General features: G+C 44.4%; 16 protein-coding genes. 8 read left to right on the top strand and 8 right to left on the bottom strand.

Going from position 1 to position 16,120, the window contains the following annotated elements:
- Positions 1–216 precede the first annotated feature (216 nt).
- The 5 genes from ACYVGR_RS29120 (at position 217) to ACYVGR_RS29140 (ending at position 3,287) form a co-directional block, all read left to right on the top strand.
- Positions 217–732 carry a molybdopterin-dependent oxidoreductase gene (locus tag ACYVGR_RS29120; RefSeq protein WP_460963476.1) on the top strand — a complete coding sequence of 172 codons (516 nt, stop codon included), beginning with the start codon at positions 217–219 and terminating at the stop codon, positions 730–732.
- Between the two features lie 74 nt (positions 733–806).
- The gene (locus tag ACYVGR_RS29125) at positions 807–1,046 is read left to right on the top strand and encodes a hypothetical protein (protein WP_460963478.1); all 240 of its coding nucleotides are present in this window, start codon (positions 807–809) and stop codon (positions 1,044–1,046) included.
- On the top strand, positions 961–1,710 hold the full coding sequence (modA, locus tag ACYVGR_RS29130) for a molybdate ABC transporter substrate-binding protein (protein ID WP_460963480.1): 750 nt from the start codon (positions 961–963) through the stop codon (positions 1,708–1,710). The genes ACYVGR_RS29125 and modA overlap by 86 nt, the downstream gene beginning before the upstream one ends.
- A gap of 96 nt (positions 1,711–1,806) precedes the next feature.
- The gene (gene modB, locus ACYVGR_RS29135) at positions 1,807–2,472 is read left to right on the top strand and encodes a molybdate ABC transporter permease subunit (RefSeq protein ID WP_460963482.1); all 666 of its coding nucleotides are present in this window, start codon (positions 1,807–1,809) and stop codon (positions 2,470–2,472) included.
- Complete coding sequence (locus ACYVGR_RS29140) at positions 2,469–3,287, top strand: ATP-binding cassette domain-containing protein (RefSeq protein ID WP_460963484.1); 819 nt, start codon at positions 2,469–2,471, stop codon at positions 3,285–3,287. Before modB ends, ACYVGR_RS29140 begins: the two co-directional genes overlap by 4 nt.
- Before the next feature lie 26 nt (positions 3,288–3,313).
- Here ACYVGR_RS29140 and ACYVGR_RS29145 read toward each other — a convergent pair whose 3' ends face one another.
- Both ACYVGR_RS29145 and ACYVGR_RS29150 read right to left on the bottom strand, forming a co-directional pair.
- Positions 3,314–3,841 (bottom strand): YceI family protein, encoded by a 528-nt coding sequence (locus ACYVGR_RS29145; RefSeq protein ID WP_460963486.1) that lies wholly within the window; start codon positions 3,839–3,841, stop codon positions 3,314–3,316.
- Positions 3,842–3,978: 137 nt separating this feature from the next.
- A complete protein-coding gene (locus ACYVGR_RS29150; RefSeq protein WP_460963488.1) occupies positions 3,979–5,526 on the bottom strand; it encodes a c-type cytochrome in 1,548 nt (515 codons plus the stop codon).
- A 243-nt stretch (positions 5,527–5,769) separates the two neighbouring features.
- On the opposite strand from ACYVGR_RS29150, the gene ACYVGR_RS29155 reads away from it, so the two are divergent.
- Positions 5,770–6,822, top strand: coding sequence for a spore photoproduct lyase family protein (locus ACYVGR_RS29155; protein WP_460963490.1), 1,053 nt, complete (start codon positions 5,770–5,772; stop codon positions 6,820–6,822).
- A 41-nt stretch (positions 6,823–6,863) separates the two neighbouring features.
- Here the strand turns inward: ACYVGR_RS29155 and ACYVGR_RS29160 are convergent, their stop codons facing one another.
- From ACYVGR_RS29160 to ACYVGR_RS29170, 3 genes are all read right to left on the bottom strand, one after another.
- Positions 6,864–7,298, bottom strand: a complete 435-nt coding sequence (locus tag ACYVGR_RS29160; protein WP_460963492.1) for a DoxX family protein — start codon at positions 7,296–7,298, stop codon at positions 6,864–6,866.
- A gap of 197 nt (positions 7,299–7,495) precedes the next feature.
- Positions 7,496–7,876 (bottom strand): DUF779 domain-containing protein, encoded by a 381-nt coding sequence (locus ACYVGR_RS29165; protein WP_460963494.1) that lies wholly within the window; start codon positions 7,874–7,876, stop codon positions 7,496–7,498.
- Between the two features lie 96 nt (positions 7,877–7,972).
- Positions 7,973–9,487: an aldehyde dehydrogenase family protein gene (locus ACYVGR_RS29170; protein WP_460963496.1), complete on the bottom strand. Its 1,515-nt coding sequence runs from the start codon at positions 9,485–9,487 to the stop codon at positions 7,973–7,975.
- Between the two features lie 115 nt (positions 9,488–9,602).
- Here ACYVGR_RS29170 and ACYVGR_RS29175 point away from each other — a divergent pair, with 115 nt between their 5' ends.
- Both ACYVGR_RS29175 and ACYVGR_RS29180 read left to right on the top strand, forming a co-directional pair.
- The gene (locus ACYVGR_RS29175; RefSeq protein WP_460963498.1) at positions 9,603–10,538 is read left to right on the top strand and encodes a helix-turn-helix transcriptional regulator; all 936 of its coding nucleotides are present in this window, start codon (positions 9,603–9,605) and stop codon (positions 10,536–10,538) included.
- 108 nt (positions 10,539–10,646) lie between these two features.
- On the top strand, positions 10,647–11,357 hold the full coding sequence (locus ACYVGR_RS29180; RefSeq protein ID WP_460963500.1) for a DUF2461 domain-containing protein: 711 nt from the start codon (positions 10,647–10,649) through the stop codon (positions 11,355–11,357).
- 24 nt (positions 11,358–11,381) lie between these two features.
- On the opposite strand, the gene ACYVGR_RS29185 is transcribed toward ACYVGR_RS29180, so the two are convergent.
- The 3 genes from ACYVGR_RS29185 to ACYVGR_RS29195 all read right to left on the bottom strand — a co-directional run bounded on the left by ACYVGR_RS29185 (position 11,382) and on the right by ACYVGR_RS29195 (position 16,115).
- On the bottom strand, positions 11,382–12,413 hold the full coding sequence (locus ACYVGR_RS29185) for a hypothetical protein (protein ID WP_460963502.1): 1,032 nt from the start codon (positions 12,411–12,413) through the stop codon (positions 11,382–11,384).
- A complete protein-coding gene (locus tag ACYVGR_RS29190) occupies positions 12,410–14,242 on the bottom strand; it encodes a hypothetical protein (RefSeq protein WP_460963504.1) in 1,833 nt (610 codons plus the stop codon). Before ACYVGR_RS29190 ends, ACYVGR_RS29185 begins: the two co-directional genes overlap by 4 nt.
- A gap of 382 nt (positions 14,243–14,624) precedes the next feature.
- Positions 14,625–16,115, bottom strand: coding sequence for a glutamate synthase subunit beta (locus ACYVGR_RS29195; protein ID WP_460963506.1), 1,491 nt, complete (start codon positions 16,113–16,115; stop codon positions 14,625–14,627).
- Positions 16,116–16,120 lie beyond the last annotated feature (5 nt).

Here is a 16,120-nt window from a genome sequence, read left to right on the forward strand (position 1 = left end):
TCGGCGAAGATAAAGCGCAAAGTCAGGATAGATAGTATCAAACGGTTTATCTAAGCTGATTTATCGCGTTATATTTGTTGAACTATAGCGACCTGGTTTTTGCTCAACTTTACGTAGGTAGCTCTTTGGTCGGAACTGTGCGCTGGCAGAAGGTTTCCCAGGAGCGGGGCGAAATTTCTTTGTTCACCTAGTAATCACCAATTTATAAGACGTGTCATGAACCAACCGAAATCCCGAAATCAGTCTGCTACTCGCTTATTCATTGCCATAACACTTTCCTTTTTCTTTTCGACATTGGTTAGTCGGGCCCAGACCGTGTTGACTATCTCCGGTGAAGTAACAAAACCTTTGACTCTCCAGGCGGCTGATTTGAAAGCAATGCCACATACCGAAGTGATGGGAAATGACCGGGATGGCAAAGAACATAAGTACTCGGGCATACCGCTTTCCGAATTGCTCAAGCAAGCGGGCGCTACGCTGGGGAGCGCACTTCGGGGTGAAAACCTGACGAAATATGTGGCTATAAAAGCCATCGACGGCTATGAAGTCATCTTCGCGCTCGCTGAAATCGATCCTGAATTTGCAACCCGGACCATTATCTTAGCCGATGCGGTCGATGGAGCGTCATTGCCCAAGGGTGTTGGGCCTTACCGAGTGGTAGTGCCCGGCGAGAAAAAGCCCGCTCGTTGGATACGGGAAGTAAAGTCGATCGAAGTGCGATTTGCGAAGTAATAATTAATGGATAATGTGTGATGTATTTTGCTGGTAATCATTCATTTACATTATTAATTCAAACGAAACACATAATGCGAAAGGGGTATAACGGTCTTGGTTTGGCATTGGTTGCTGTTTGGGTTTCGGCCTGGACGGCTGCCGATGACCCTGTGCCAACTGGCCCGTATACTCTGCATTACCCTACGTTGTTTGGTGGACGGTTTACTATTCCAGCCTACTATGGACATGAAAAAATTGCTTATACTCTTACTTCTTCTTCCTGCAACGCTATTAGCCCAAACCCTCCCATTGCGGGTGGCGGTGGCGGCTAATGCACAGTTTGTGATGGTGCAATTGAAAACGGCGTTCCAGAAAAAGACGGGCATTGAGGTCGAATCGATCGTCAATTCGTCAGGGAAATTGACAACCCAGATTCAACAGGGCGCTCCTTACGATATCTTTTTGTCGGCTGATATGGAGTACCCGCAAACACTCCACAAAGCCGGACTCACGGTGGCAGCGCCGGTAATCTACGCCTATGGGTCGCTGGTGTTGTGGACGCTGACGGATTTGCCACTATCGACCAATTTGAAAATACTCTCAGATCCGGCGGTTCGGCATGTTGCCATTGCCAATCCAGCCACGGCTCCCTATGGCGAAGCGGCTGTTTCGTTTCTGAAACACAAAAAGTTACTGGATCAGGTGCAGCCCAAGGTTGTATACGGTGAAAGTATTGCCCAGGTGAATCAATACATTCTGTCGGGAGCGGCAGAGGTTGGCTTCACGGCCAAATCGGTAGTGCTCGACCCTAGTTTGACGAAGCGCGGTCACTGGATTGATTTGCCGACAACGGGTTATTCGCCCATTGCGCAGGGTGTAGTGGTGTTGAAACGAACTACAATCCCTAAAGAAGCCGAGCAGTTCATGACGTTTTTGCGTAGCCCGCAGGCCCAACGTATTTTGCAACAGTTTGGGTATCGTTCGGCTGGAAAATAGGTTTACGGTTTGTGGTTTACGGTTGACTGACGCTCCAGCAATTTAGGCGTCAGCCAACTGTAAATCATAAACCGTAAACCACAAACCCATAATCTTATGCCCATCGACTGGGAACCTATCTGGCTAACATTGCGCTTAGCGGGTATCACAACCTTCATTCTGCTCCTGATTGGCGTTCCGTTGGCGGGTTGGCTGGCACTTAGTCAGTTTCGGCTCAAACCAGTTATTGAAGCCATCATTAGTCTCCCGTTGGTATTGCCTCCATCGGTAGTTGGCTTTTACCTATTGCTCGCGTTCAGTCCGACCAGCTCGTTCGGGGCCTGGCTATTGAAAACGGTCAATCTACAACTCGTCTTTTCGTTTCAAGGGCTGGTTGTGGCTTCACTGTTGTATAGCTTGCCGTTTATGGTGCACCCGATTCAGGCCGGATTGGAAAATCTGCCTGCTTCCTGGCGAGAAGCGTCGTACACACTAGGCCAATCGCGTAGGCGAACCTTGTGGCGGGTGCTTTTACCCAACTGTAAACCAGCCTTGCTCACCGGAATTGTGCTCACATTTGCTCATACCATTGGTGAATTTGGTCTGGTGCTAATGATTGGCGGCAACCTGCCCGGTCAGACAAGGGTCGCGTCAATTGCTATCTACGATGAAGTCGAATTGCTTCATTTCGAAACAGCTCATGCCTATGCAGCGCTCTTGCTAGGTCTCTCGTTTGCTATTTTGTTGCTGGTCTATGCGATCAATAAACGCGTAACGGTATGATCCACATCGACGTTGTAATGCCACGATTGTTTGTGGAAGGAGCCAGTGACCTTCACGTACAACTTGAGATAGCATCGGGTAGTTTAACGGCAGTGGTTGGGCCTTCTGGGTCGGGAAAAACGACTTTGCTTCGCTTACTGGCTGGTCTGGAGAATCCGCAACAGGGCCGAATTATGGTTGAGAATGACGTCTGGTTAGACAAAAATCAGGGGATAAATTGGAAACCTCAACAACGATCGATTGGCTATGTGTTTCAGGATACAGCCCTGTTTCCAAACATGACCGTTCGGGAAAATATGCAATACGCTGCCCCAGCAGGCCAACAAACGCTACTGGATGAATTGATTGAAGCTACGGGTCTAAACGCATTGGTCAATCAGAAGCCTGAGCGTTTGTCGGGAGGCCAACGTCAGCGAGTGGCATTGGCCCGTGCGTTGGTGCGTCGGCCCCAGCTCTTGCTGCTGGATGAACCGTTTGCCGCGTTGGATGCTGAGGCCAGTCAAACGCTTCGGCAAGTATTGTTGACCCTTCATCAGACATGGGGAACAACAACGCTTCTGGTGAGCCATCACGAGGTAGATGTGCAGACACTCGCCGACCGGGTCGTTCGCCTGGTACAAGGTCGTATTCAAACAGATGAGATTATAGCGAACCGAATTGCTGACAAAAGTGAACTGGAAGTAATTCTACATATTGCCTATGATGACGCCCGACAACAATGGGTTGTTGAAACCGCGACGACGCAAATTCAATCGTCTAATCCGATTTGGGCAAATCGACGCGTGGGCGATTTAATTCGGATTGGGGGACGATAGACCAACGTGAATCAGCTTAGGTGGAATTATGATCCCTCGGCCATTTTAACCCGAATGCTGACCGTTACATCATCGGCTAAAACCAGACTGGATTTACCGATATTAAAATCCAGGCGATTGACTTTCAGACTACCCATAAACTCGTTTTTGGCCGATACGGAAAACGGCATCTTTACCTCTCGGCGAATACCTTTCATGGTTAGCTCAAAAATGCCTTCGTACGTGTTAGAACTGATTTTTTGGATGCTCTTCGACTGTAGCGTAATCAATGGATTCTTTTCGGCGTCGAAATAATCCGGTTTCTGTAAATGCTTATCTCGTAGAGCCAGTCCCGTTTTGATGGTATTGACCGGAACCGACGCTGAAATTTGAGCCTGTTCAGGATGTTCAGGATTAAACTGAATGGTTGCCTCCAGGCCTGTAAACGAGCCATTTACAGTTAATCCCGCATTGGTGATCTGAAAACGGATTTCCGATTCGTCAATTTTGGTGCGCGAAAAAGCAGCACCGACAAACAGGCAAAGCAGCAAACAAAGCCGTGAACGTGAGTACATACTAGTGCTTTGGTAAAATAGATTCTAGATGTTTCTATAGATTCTCGGGGCCGCCCGCGCGGTTGATTCTATTGTGCTGATAATCAGAAACGATAGAGCCAAGAGGATCTATAGAATCTAAATTGGAACAGCACTGGTTAAAGCGTTTTTAGGAAAGCCAGTAACGCATTTCGATCGGTTGCTGATAGCTCAAGCCCAAACTCATGTCCCCGAACGGCTCTCGTTTTAACATCGGCTCCTTTAAATCCTGTTGGTACATACTTGTCCTGTAGTCGATTTGGGTCGAGCATATCAGGTAGGGTGGCTAACGAACCATCGTGTAAGAAAGGCCCTCGATACCAAACACCCTTTAATGATGGCACTTTATAATAACCTGTACCACGTCGTGTTTTCATCGTATAACCCGGATCGGTCCCGATCGAAATATCGAAAATGTCGTATTTTTTTAGATGGTCATCAGGCACGGTAAACCCATCGGCAGGGGTTAGCATATTGTTCGTATAGAGCGGGGGCGTATGGCAACTAACACAGCCTTGCTCAATGAAAATGGTTTCACCACGCTTCGACAGTGCACTGGGTTTATTCGGATTGACGGGTGGTTTCAGGGAATAAACGTACTTGGATATGGCATACAGCTGGGCTTCGCTATGCCGATCGAATGTGCCTGTAAACTGACTTTTACCGGCTTCGGGTCGCGTTTTATGCTGAGCACCAACGGGAATGTAGCCGTCATAATCGCCTAAAAAATCCAGTGCCTGATTGAGAGCAATGTAACGCATCATATCACCAATATTCCGATGGCGGGATAAACCGCCGTGATCCAGATAGGTGCGTTCCTGAACGCCAATTAAGTCTGGCACCGAAGGAGGGAACAATATACTGGTACCCTGACGCCCAAATGCGCCAGGCGGTACGGCTTCGAAAGCTTTAACAATAGCCGCTTTTGAGCTATGGCTAAGCTGACTATTGGGATCGTCTTTGACAAAGGGGGCATCGAACAAAACACCCGTTAAAAATTGGGCGCTTGCCTCCGGAAAATTAGGATTACGGATCAACCAGGCGGTGGCCAGATCGCCAGGGAAGTTGCCCTGAGCGCCTTTGAGTACCGTACCGTTCGGCTCAACACGCGTATGGCACATACTACAGGCAAGATTTCCAGTGAGTACTTTCCCTTTTTCTGTAATAACGTAGCGGGCATAGGGCATAATGCCCTCTTGGGTTACTGGCATTTTGGTATACGCATAAAAAGCCGGATCGCGAACGTCTTCATTCGATAGGATAGCGCCGTCGGTGTCAATAGGCGTATCGAAAAGCACCTCGCCCGCCTTGATCCAGTCCGCTTCGGTTTTGAGCTTTGCTGGATCGAAAACAACCTGAGGCTCCTGTTTCTTCAGCCATTCCCAATAGCCTTTGGGTTCGCGCCCTGGTGCGTAAACCGGATAGCTTTTATAAATAACCCGTTCGGGCAGTTTATAATAATAATCACTCGACACGTGTTTGGGCGAAGCCTTTGAGGTAGCTAAAGGCAGTTCAACGGTCGCCATTGCGGTACTGTCCCAGGTGCGTGGAATATCGGGTGTGTAGGAAATGGATAAGTTAGCTTTATCGCCCTTTTCCTGAGTCGTATAGCTAAGAATACCCAGAAATAAACAGCTTAATAAGAGAATGGATAGAACCTGCTTCATGCGGTATAACCGGTTTTTTAGCAAAATATACCATCAGGTAATGTCTTTCACAACTCTTTGAGCGTGCGGTCAAGGTTAAAAGAAGGTAAGGCTATGAGTCATTATTCAAGAGAAGCATAAACTAAGACTGTTTTGCCTAGGTGAGGTTGTTATTTGTTTGTAAATCAATGTGTTGTGATAAGTTGATTTTGAACTTAGCCATGCAATAAGGCGTTTAGTTACTAGACACTCAACAACTGATTAATGCCTGATTTCAATCCATCGATTATTCTGTATACAGCCGATTCACTCAACGAACGGGGCGAAGCTGTGCTGGCCCAATTTCCGAATGCCGAAACGCTCGAATTGAAGCAGCATAACCGACTACCCGAGTTGGGTATGAATCATTTTAAGGTTAAATCCGATGTGCTGGTGCTGGGTAAATTGAAGGCCCAGGATATTAAATGGAGTGGTCGCAGTGCCGATTATATTGCGCCGAGTCTGGCGAATGGATGTTTTGGAGCCTGTACGTACTGTTACGTCGATCGGCATAAAAATGTCAATCCAATTACCTTGTTTACCAACATCGATGAGAATCTTGCCAGCGTTGATCGGCATGTTCATTCGCTTGCCTGGCCCAAACCAGCTAACCAGACCGATCCAGCTTTCTGGACGTACGACATCGGTTGTAACTCGGATATCTCGATTGATTATGACCTGACGGATGGCATACAGCAAGTATTTGCTTTTTACCGCGACCATCCACGAGCCAAGGCCACCTTTGCCACTAAATTTGTCAACCCGGCACTTCTCAACTTTGATCCCAAACGGAAAATACGGATTCGGTTTAGTCTGATGCCCAGCCATGTTAGTAAGCTCGTTGACGTTCGAACGGATAGTATCGAAAAGCGAATAGCGGCTATTAATGACTTTTACGATGCAGGCTACGAGGTTCATGTGAATTTCTCGCCCGTCATCGTTTATAGTGGCCCCGACGGTGACCGTAAGGCATGGCGTAACGACTATCGGGAGCTATTTCGCCAACTCAACGCGGCTGTTCGTCCTGAGGTCCGGCAGCAGCTCAACTGCGAAGTTATTTTCCTGACCCATAATCAATGGCAACATCAGGCCAATTTAATCATTAACCCAAAAGCCGAAGAGTTGCTGTGGGTGCCTGAATTACAGGAGAGTAAAGTCAGTCAATTTGGCGGGTGGAACATCCGTTACCAACATCAGTTGAAGCGAAAAATGATTGCCATTTTTGAGCAGTTGGTACAAGAGGAGATCCCGTGGTGTGGAGTTCGGTATATTTTCTGAACCGCACGGGCGGCCCCGCGGGGCCGCCCGTGCGGTTCAGACTAATGACTATGCTGCTTCACATATTCATCCATCGAAAACTTGCCTGAGCCGATGACCAGAAATAAGAGGAGGAGCAACAGAACGATGACGGACAACCAAAGTTCAGAATTCATGGGGGAAAATCCCTGACGAATGTTGACGAAGAAGAGCGCACCCACTAGAATGGGTAATTGGAGGATGACCATTAAACGGGTCAGGCAACCGAGTGCAATCAGAAAACCGCCCATGAGGTGGGCAAAGGCTACATAGTGGACCAGCATAACTGGCCAGAGGCTAAAATGTAAACCACCGACAAGTCGGGTCAAGTAGGCCGTATCACTAATAAAACTGACGCCTTTCAGCACCAGTATAATGCCCAGCATAATGCGTAGGGCGTCGGTCCAGGCTGGGTGATGCGTATCACCCCAGTTTTCAATTCGATTTAAAACATTCATACCTGTAAGCGTTTAGTGAAAACTAATCGAATCTACAGATACGATAGCTAAAAAACAAGCTGATTGTTAGTAGTTTACGGTATTCGGTTTGCGGTTTTTGGTATAAGATAACGAGTTGGTCTGCCTTAGGATAATTTCACGGGAGCTACCGTAGCGACGGATTGCCGTAAACTCAAAACCGAATACCAAAAACCGTTTTATACTTCCTCTAACGGGCCAACATGAACGGGTGGCAGTTTCGCATATTCGTCGTCATCAAAAATTCTTGACCGAATCAGAAACCGAACGCCCAGTGGAATTTCGAGTGAGAAACTGGCTCCCCGTCCACGGGTCACATCGACGGTTAAGTGCGTATGTTTCCAGTACTCAAACTGATCGCTCGACATCCAGAAGTCGCAACCATCAATTTGCCCGAGCAGCACATCCGACGAACCAATAATAAATTCACCCACGGCATAACACATAGGAGAGGAACCATCGCAACAACCGCCACTCTGATGAAACATGAGTGGTCCGTGTTCAGCGCGGAGTTTATCAATAATCTCGGCAGCCGCCGGAGTGAGGTCTATTCTATCCATAATGAGCGAAAGAATGAATGAGCGAAAGTGTGAATGAGTGAAGAATGCTATCCATTGTAATTCGCACTTTCACTCATTCACACTTTCGCTCTTTAATCAAAAGAAGCCCAATTTATTCTTGCTGTACGAAATCAGGAGGTTTTTAACCTGGCGATAGTGATTTAACATCATCAGGTGGTTTTCCCGTCCGAAGCCTGACTTCTTATAACCTCCAAACGGTGCATGAGCTGGGTAATCATGATAGCAGTTCACCCACACTCGACCCGCCTGAATCTGCCGGGGAATAGTGTACAGTTCATGCGCATCCCGTGACCAGAAACCCGCACCTAGCCCGTAAAGCGTATCATTGGCGATGGCAACAGCTTCCTCGGCATCTTTAAACGTCGTAACCGACAGAACAGGCCCGAAGATTTCTTCCTGAAAAATCCGCATTTTGTTGTTGCCCTTAAAAATGGTCGGTTGAATATAGAAACCACCTTCTACGCTGTTGGCTGGACCGCCACCTGTCAGTACTTCGGCACCTTCCTGCTTGCCAATGTTGATGTACGACAGAATTTTCTCGTACTGGTCGTTACTGGCCTGCGCTCCCATCATGGTTTCTGGATCGAGTGGGTGGCCGAGTTTGATGGCTTTGGTCCGCTCGATTACCCGCTCGATAAACTTATCATAAATGTCCTCGTGAACCAGCAGACGTGACGGACAGGTACAGATTTCGCCTTGGTTCAGTGCGAACATCACCGCGCCTTCCACACATTTATCGAAGAACTCGTCGTCGGCATCGGCAATGGATTTCATGAAAATGTTCGGCGACTTACCCCCCAACTCCATCGTAACAGGAACCAGGTTTTCGGAAGCGTACTGCATAATCAGTCGTCCGGTGGTGGTTTCGCCCGTGAACGCCACTTTGTTCACTCGCTTGTGTTGCGCCAATGGCTTACCCGCTTCGGGGCCAAATCCCTGAATAATGTTCACCACGCCAGGCGGTATGATACCTTCCAGTAATTCAATCATAATAGCCAGCGACGTAGGTGTTTGCTCGGCTGGTTTAATCACGACGCAACAGCCAGCGGCCAAAGCAGGCGCCAGTTTCCAGGTTGCCATCAATAACGGGAAGTTCCAAGGAATAATCTGGCCAACTACCCCAACTGGCTCCTTGATAATCAGCGACAGTGTATCGGCATTCAGCTCCGTTGCCGAGCCTTCTTCGGCACGAATAACTCCTGCAAAATAACGGAAGTGATCAACCACTAAAGGTAAATCGGCTGCCATCGTCTCGCGGAGAGCCTTGCCGTTTTCAACGGTTTCAACGCGGGCCAGAAATTCCAGATTCTGTTCAATCACATCTGCAATCTGGAGCAATACTTTACTACGCTCCGTAGCCGAGGTTTTTCCCCAGGATTCAAACGCTTTATGGGCCGCATCAACGGCTAGATCGACATCGGCGGCTTTGGAGCGAGGCATTTTAGCAATCAGGCTACCATCCACCGGCGATTCGTTGTCGAAATACTCGCCACCAACGGGAGGCACCCATTTACCGCCAATGTAGTTTTCGTATTGGGTCTTGAACATTGGCCGGGGCATAATTTTGCTCGGTGCTTCAACAGTTTGCATGGTTTAAAAGGATTTATGTGATTTAATTAGCTTCTTCACAAATTTTGCCGAAATTGTACAACTATAATTGCGTTATACTCTCAAATACTTACGGAATTCTCCCATTCTCGAACGCATGAAAAAAATTGAAAACGGTAGCAAGGATAAAGCGATTAGCGCGTGGGGAGCACGGTTGGATACGCTGGTAGAGAATAAGTTAACCCTTAGTCATGACGAAGCCGAGCTGCATTTATATGAGACATTTCAGCAAGCCGACCTGATTCAGCTACGGTTCAATGCGCCCGTAATGACCAGCATGTTGAGCGGGAGGAAAGTGATGCATCTGCGTGAAATGGACCCGTTCGATTATCAACCCGGAGAGTCCTTATTATTACCCTCTGATCGACTGATGCAGATCGACTTCCCAGATGCCACGACCGATGATCCGACGCGTTGTCTGGCCTTAACGATATCCGACGAGTTTATCCGCGACACAATCGCTGAACTGAATGAGAACATTCCAAGGGTAGAAACAGTGGATCAATGGCAGCTCAGTACGGATAATTACCTGCTACGTAACGACCCGGAAATCAGCTCGTTACGGGATAAGTTGATTCGGCTGTTTCGGGAAAATAACCCATTCAAGACGTTCTTTATCAAAAATACCCTGCGTGAACTGATCGTTCGGCTCACGCAAACGCAGGTGCGAACTGGCTTACTACTGCACACGAACCAGCATATCAATACGAACCGGCTGGCCTATATCGTGACGTATATCCGGGAGAATATCACCCGTAATTTATCGGTAGAGGAATTATGCGATAAAGCCTGTCTATCTAAATCACACTTTTTCCGACTTTTCAAAAGTGAGCTGGGTGTATCTCCGGCCCAATTCATTCTGACGGAGCGCATTCGCCGGGCGAAAACTATCCTGAGCAATCCGGCTAAAACCATTACAGATGCCTGCTACGAATCGGGTTTCAACAGCATAACCCATTTCAGTAACGCGTTTCGGTCGGTAGAGAACATCTGCCCTCGCCAATTCAAGCGGCAACTGTCAAGGCTGAATTAAAAGACTGTTTCAGGTTCAACGTTCCATGTTTCATCCGCCAATTGTGTCGTTAAAACATGGAGCATTGAACATGGAACCTGAAACAGAAATAACTATCTTTGGGTAGTTATGAAAGCAAAAACTGCCGCAAAAGCTGTCTTTACAGCACCTACGCTTGAGTTCATGAGCGAACTCGTTCAAAACAACAATCGAGAATGGTTTCAGGTGAATCGGTCTCGCTATGATGCAGCTAAAGCCGAGCTTTGTGGAGTAGTGGAACGAGTGCTGGCGGGCCTCAGCCCATTTGAACCACTGGCGAATACCAGTGTAAAAGATTGTATTTTCCGCATCAACCGCGACATCCGCTTCTCGAAAGATAAAGCTCCTTATAAATCAAATCTTGCCTTTGCCATTGGTCCCGGCGGACGGCATTCGGGGCGAATTGATTACTACGTACATATTCAGCCGGGTAACCAGTCGTTTCTGGGGGCGGGTATGTGGCAGCCGACACCGGCTAATCTGGCCAAATTCCGACAGGAAGTGGATTATAATGTTCAGGAGTTGAAAGATATTATTGAAGCCGACGAGTTCAAAGCGTATTTCCCCGAAGCGCATGGCGAGACCTTGAAAGTAATGCCCAAAGGTTACCCCGCCGATCATCCTGAAATTGACTTACTGCGCCGGAAAGAGTTATTCTTCATGCACCGCTACACCGATAAAGAGGTATTGAAACCTACCTTCGCGGATGAAATCGTACGCGGCTGTCGTATCATCAAACCCTACTGCGATTTATTGAATTACCTGTTCTACGACGAGAAGGAGGAGCAGGTGACGTTGTAGGAGGGGGGCATACCTTTATAATTCCTAAACTTTTATACCAAGTTCATTTGCAATATTTTTCGTCAGTTTCGATAAAACTCTTTTATGTAATTTTTCTTCTCGAAGGTGGTTACCAAATAACATCTCAATAATTTCTTCTTTTGAAGAAAAAACTTTTTCTCCGTTTGCCTTATGAAACTGCTCAATAAGTTCTTGAATTTTCGTGTCTGTATATAAATATGCTTTATAAATTATTTCTCCTGCATAAGCTTTATGAAAAGCATACTGCTCTTCAATGTGAAAAACACTTAAGCTTTTATTTGTTCTAGCTGCTTTACCTGTATTTGCCGTCACTATTGTTTGTAGCGTAATATCAAAATTCTTCTTGCCTAGCAAAAAATCTACTTTGCTTATATTAGTTTTGAAATGAATTGTATCTTCTGTACCTTCTATAAATGGATGAATGTGAGTACTAGGTCTAAATTCCTTCTGACCTTTAAGATTGGCATTGCATACATAGCAACTTGGAATCAAGTTGTAGAATGATAAGGCAAAGTAAGGATGTTTAGATTTTTTAAAGAAATGATCGTATTGTGGTCTTGTTTTTCCTTTCGAAGTTTTTATTGTGAAAGTATATTGAGTATTGCAATAAGGACAAACATTTAATTCCATTCTTAATGAGTGATCGTAAGCCCATTTTCCTTCATTATCTGTTGTAAAGAAATTGTAATTAAAGAGTGAGAAAATTTCATCTTTAAGTATTCTTTTTGCTTCACGTACTTGCTTTCTTGTTCTTGGGTCTGGAAAAATATTTACTCTGAATGTTTCTAAAGCTAAATAGAGTGGATAAAGTAGATTAGATAAATTTTCAAGGTCTGCTGGTTTACTAACAATTATATCTTTTAGGTGGGCTTTAATTTCCCTGTAAAAAATTTCTTCATCTACTAAGTGATTGTGAATTGCATTATTTATTTTTTGTTCAATAAGAGTAGGTAGATCAAGCTTACTTACTACTTCTTTGTAGAATATTTCAGCTAAGGTGTCAAGTTCTTTTATTGATTTTCCAATTTTAATCATTTTTTCTTTTTCTTTAGTTCTCTAATCCTACTTTGAAGCTCTGCTATTTCTTCTTCAACTCCAAATTTTTCAAACCACATTTCTTGTAATTTCCTTTTTAATATGGGCTCGCCGATGATATTAATCGTTTTTTTATAGTCGGCCTTTCTTTGTTTTGATTCGCTAGTCAAAAATTTAATTATTTTATTGATCTTTTCTTCAGCAAATTCTCCCATTAAAGCGCCTTTCATATAAAATGAATCCGAAAATAATGTATGAATGTTGCCGCCAAATGTTTCTGCTCTGTCATTCAATACGCCTTGAACATGAACATGCTTGTTTGGTGTTTTCTCAATGAATATCACATTTGACTTTGGTAAATCAGATGTAATAAATGGAGTGTTGGATGTGAAAATAAATTGCAGATTATGGTCTTTTAGGAGTTCGCTTAAATAGTTAATAGCTATTTGAAAGAATTTCTTTTGCCATGCTGGATGAAAATAGATATCACCTTCATCAATTAAGATTACTATATTCTTCTTCAAATCTTCATGCTGAATTTGATGGTGTTTTAAATAATAAAACCTTGAAATGAAAGTAAATAATGACTGTTCTCCTGAACTAAGATTACGCCAATTAAAATCAAGAAAATCTGTTAACCCTTTTAAATTTATATATAGATTCAAGAACTTTGTAAGTTCTTCAAGGGCTTCTTCTTTTATTGAATATTTAATTGTTCCTATTTTTCCTTTTTCGAGGTGGAAAGATTGTTTTTTTAGGAGCTTTTCAATATAATTAAAAAAATCTAATGCAATTTTAGATTTTCTTTTATAGGTATCAATAGAGATTCCATATTTTAAATTACTATCGTAATATTTAACGCTAGATAAATTTTTGAAGAAATTGAAAATGAAACTTTTTATTGTGTCTTTTTTTGACAAATGAATATTACTTATGTAGCCTTTTGGCGAAGAGAATTCTCGGTCAGTAATCAAAAAATTTAGAAAAACAGAAACATAAATATTGTATAAGAACCTCGTTCTATTATTTAATCTTTTTGAAGAGAGTTTTTTTTCAAAAAAACCTATTATTTCCTGAATATCAATATCTTTTTTATTTTTAAAATTTCTCAAATCGTTGTCAAGTATTTCAATAAATAGGTGTTCTGGAAGCGGGAAATTTTTGAGTAAACCTGTGTAATCCGAGAGTAAAAATTGAATATTCCTCCTTATTTCATTTGCTCGAAAGCTATCATAGTTTCCGCCACTTACTAATAATTGCTTTCCTTCGTATTCGCTTGTGTCTGATTTTAGAAAAGCCAAAGTTGACAAGTTGTGCATACCTGCCATGTTTATTTCTTCACTTTTTAAATCAAATATATTGGAATAGAAAACATATTCTGCAGCTGAATAGTCTTGCCCATAAAGTCCGTTTGCCTCTGTTGGTATGTCAAATGGATATTTACATATTTCAAAATCTGTCTTGTCTTGACTTACCACTACATCGAAACTATTATTTGGTATTAATAGTATTTTTCTTTCAATGTTACCTTTGAACCTATATGCAATAATTGCTTGAGTTTCGATTGATGAGTAACCTTCAGGGAAAGAATTTTTTATAAAATCAAGAATGTTTGATTTACCTGAACCATTTTGGCCAATAATTGCAGTTACATTTAGAATATTTTCTTTTTCAAAGAAGTTTGGGATGAACTTTTTATTTTTTGAAATATTAAGTTTATATAAATCTTGGTTACTCTTTCCAATATCGAAAATAAATTCAGGAGAGAAATTGAAACCTTGTTCCTTAAAGTTTTTGTAATCGTATAACCAAATATAAAGTATCTCCATGTTTGTTTATATATTTCGAGTAACATTGTCTTATTATAAAAGACTATTCTTCATAAATATACAATAACTTTGCTTTCTTTTTGAAGTAATTTGTATTTTACTAATATAATCCAGTACGGTTGATTGTTTTTTATTCTATTGAAACCGAACTTTTTAAATTTTAGAGACTAAGTTGATCAAAAAGATTTCCTATAGTCTTAATAATTTGTTAACTCATGTGTTTGTATCAAGGGGCTATTTTACCTCAACGTGATAATTAGTTATCATCACTTCACATTGATCAACTCAAAATTAGACACATGTTTTAAGAAAATATCCCCAACAAAAAAGCCTGCCGTTTGAGTAAACGGCAGGCTTTTTATATAAATAAAGAATTTAAATTCTACTCAACAGCGATCAGCGAGACAGCTTTTGCTTCGAGCAAACTTTCACCCATCAAGTAGCAATCAGCAGCACGGGCGGCCTCACGACCTTCCGAGATGGCCCATACCACCAGCGATTGACCCCGGCGCATATCGCCCGCAGCGAATACTTTTGGATTGGTCGTTGTCTGGTAGTTGGTCGCTTTTACGTTACCGCGTTCGTCGTACTCAACGCCCAGATCGTCAAGCAAACCGTTGTGTTGTGGGTGCAGGAAGCCAGCAGCCAGCAACGCCAGTTCGCAGGGAACGTCGCGCTCAGAACCGGGTAGCTCAACCATTTGCATCCGACCGTTTTCGTTTTTCCAGGTCAGGTCAACAATGCGGAGTGCTTTCAGATTGCCATTCTCATCACCAATGAATTCTTTGGTGTTGATAGACCAATGCCGATCGCAACCTTCCTCGTGCGAGGTGCTGGTGCGGAGCATCATTGGCCAGTTCGGCCAGGGCGTATTTTCTGCCCGATCTTTCGGTGGCATCGGCATCAGCTCGATTTGCGTTACGGTTTTCGCGCCGTGCCGGTTCGACGTACCTACGCAGTCGGAGCCGGTGTCACCACCACCAATTACTACAACGTTTTTATCGGTTGCGAGCAACTCACCATCGCCGTATTTTTCACCCCGATGATCGACCAGCACAGGAATGTTGGCATTCCGCTTATTCTGCTGGCTCAGGAATTCCATTGCTGGGTAAATTCCTTTCAGGTTACGACCCGGAATCGGCAGATCACGCGGAACGGTCGAGCCGCCAGTCAACATCACTAAATCGAAATCGTTTAGCAGGTCTTTCGCTTTCACATCGACGCCTACGTTAACGCCCGTTTTGAAGATGATTCCTTCGGCTTCCATGACCGCTATTCGGCGGTCGATGGTCCATTTTTCGAGTTTGAAATCGGGGATACCGTACCGAAGCAAACCGCCAATCTGATCGGCCCGTTCGAAGAGCGTAACCGTGTGACCCGCTTTGTTCAACTGAGCAGCAGCGGCCATTCCGGCTGGGCCGGAACCAACAACGGCTACTTTTTTACCCGTGCGCTCTTTAGGCACTTTCGGCGTTACATAGCCATGCTCGAAAGCCGCTTCGATAATTGATTTTTCGATGAACTCAATGGCAACGGGCGGCTTGTTGATGCCCAACACACACGAAGCTTCGCAGGGGGCGGGGCAAATACGGCCCGTAAACTCCGGGAAGTTGTTCGTCGAACTCAGAATCTCATAAGCATACGCCCAGTTTTGTTCGTATACGGCATCATTAAATTCAGGAATGATATTGCCAAGTGGACACCCGCTGTGGCAGAACGGCGTACCGCAGTCCATGCAACGAGCAGCCTGCCGCTGAGAATCCTGCTCAGAGTGCGGCATTTCAATTTCCTTGTAATCATGAATCCGCTGTTGCGGGTCGCGCTTTTTGGGTAGTTCACGCGTAAATTCTAAAAATCCAGTAGGTTTTCCCATCGTAT

The organism is Spirosoma litoris, from assembly GCF_054776755.1.

Excerpts from the sequence above, each read along its gene's own strand:
- ACYVGR_RS29180 (WP_460963500.1), top strand. The coding sequence starts at position 10,647 with ATGAAAGCAAAAACTGCCGCAAAAGCTGTCTTTACAGCACCTACGCTT.
- ACYVGR_RS29120 (WP_460963476.1), top strand. The coding sequence starts at position 217 with ATGAACCAACCGAAATCCCGAAATCAGTCTGCTACTCGCTTATTCATT.
- ACYVGR_RS29140 (WP_460963484.1), top strand. The coding sequence starts at position 2,469 with ATGATCCACATCGACGTTGTAATGCCACGATTGTTTGTGGAAGGAGCC.
- ACYVGR_RS29165 (WP_460963494.1), bottom strand. The coding sequence starts at position 7,876 with ATGGATAGAATAGACCTCACTCCGGCGGCTGCCGAGATTATTGATAAA.
- ACYVGR_RS29160 (WP_460963492.1), bottom strand. The coding sequence starts at position 7,298 with ATGAATGTTTTAAATCGAATTGAAAACTGGGGTGATACGCATCACCCA.
- ACYVGR_RS29170 (WP_460963496.1), bottom strand. The coding sequence starts at position 9,487 with ATGCAAACTGTTGAAGCACCGAGCAAAATTATGCCCCGGCCAATGTTC.
- ACYVGR_RS29195 (WP_460963506.1), bottom strand. The coding sequence starts at position 16,115 with ATGGGAAAACCTACTGGATTTTTAGAATTTACGCGTGAACTACCCAAA.
- ACYVGR_RS29175 (WP_460963498.1), top strand. The coding sequence starts at position 9,603 with ATGAAAAAAATTGAAAACGGTAGCAAGGATAAAGCGATTAGCGCGTGG.
- modA (WP_460963480.1), top strand. The coding sequence starts at position 961 with ATGAAAAAATTGCTTATACTCTTACTTCTTCTTCCTGCAACGCTATTA.
- ACYVGR_RS29150 (WP_460963488.1), bottom strand. The coding sequence starts at position 5,526 with ATGAAGCAGGTTCTATCCATTCTCTTATTAAGCTGTTTATTTCTGGGT.
- ACYVGR_RS29155 (WP_460963490.1), top strand. The coding sequence starts at position 5,770 with ATGCCTGATTTCAATCCATCGATTATTCTGTATACAGCCGATTCACTC.
- ACYVGR_RS29145 (WP_460963486.1), bottom strand. The coding sequence starts at position 3,841 with ATGTACTCACGTTCACGGCTTTGTTTGCTGCTTTGCCTGTTTGTCGGT.
- ACYVGR_RS29185 (WP_460963502.1), bottom strand. The coding sequence starts at position 12,413 with ATGATTAAAATTGGAAAATCAATAAAAGAACTTGACACCTTAGCTGAA.
- ACYVGR_RS29125 (WP_460963478.1), top strand. The coding sequence starts at position 807 with ATGCGAAAGGGGTATAACGGTCTTGGTTTGGCATTGGTTGCTGTTTGG.
- ACYVGR_RS29190 (WP_460963504.1), bottom strand. The coding sequence starts at position 14,242 with ATGGAGATACTTTATATTTGGTTATACGATTACAAAAACTTTAAGGAA.
- modB (WP_460963482.1), top strand. The coding sequence starts at position 1,807 with ATGCCCATCGACTGGGAACCTATCTGGCTAACATTGCGCTTAGCGGGT.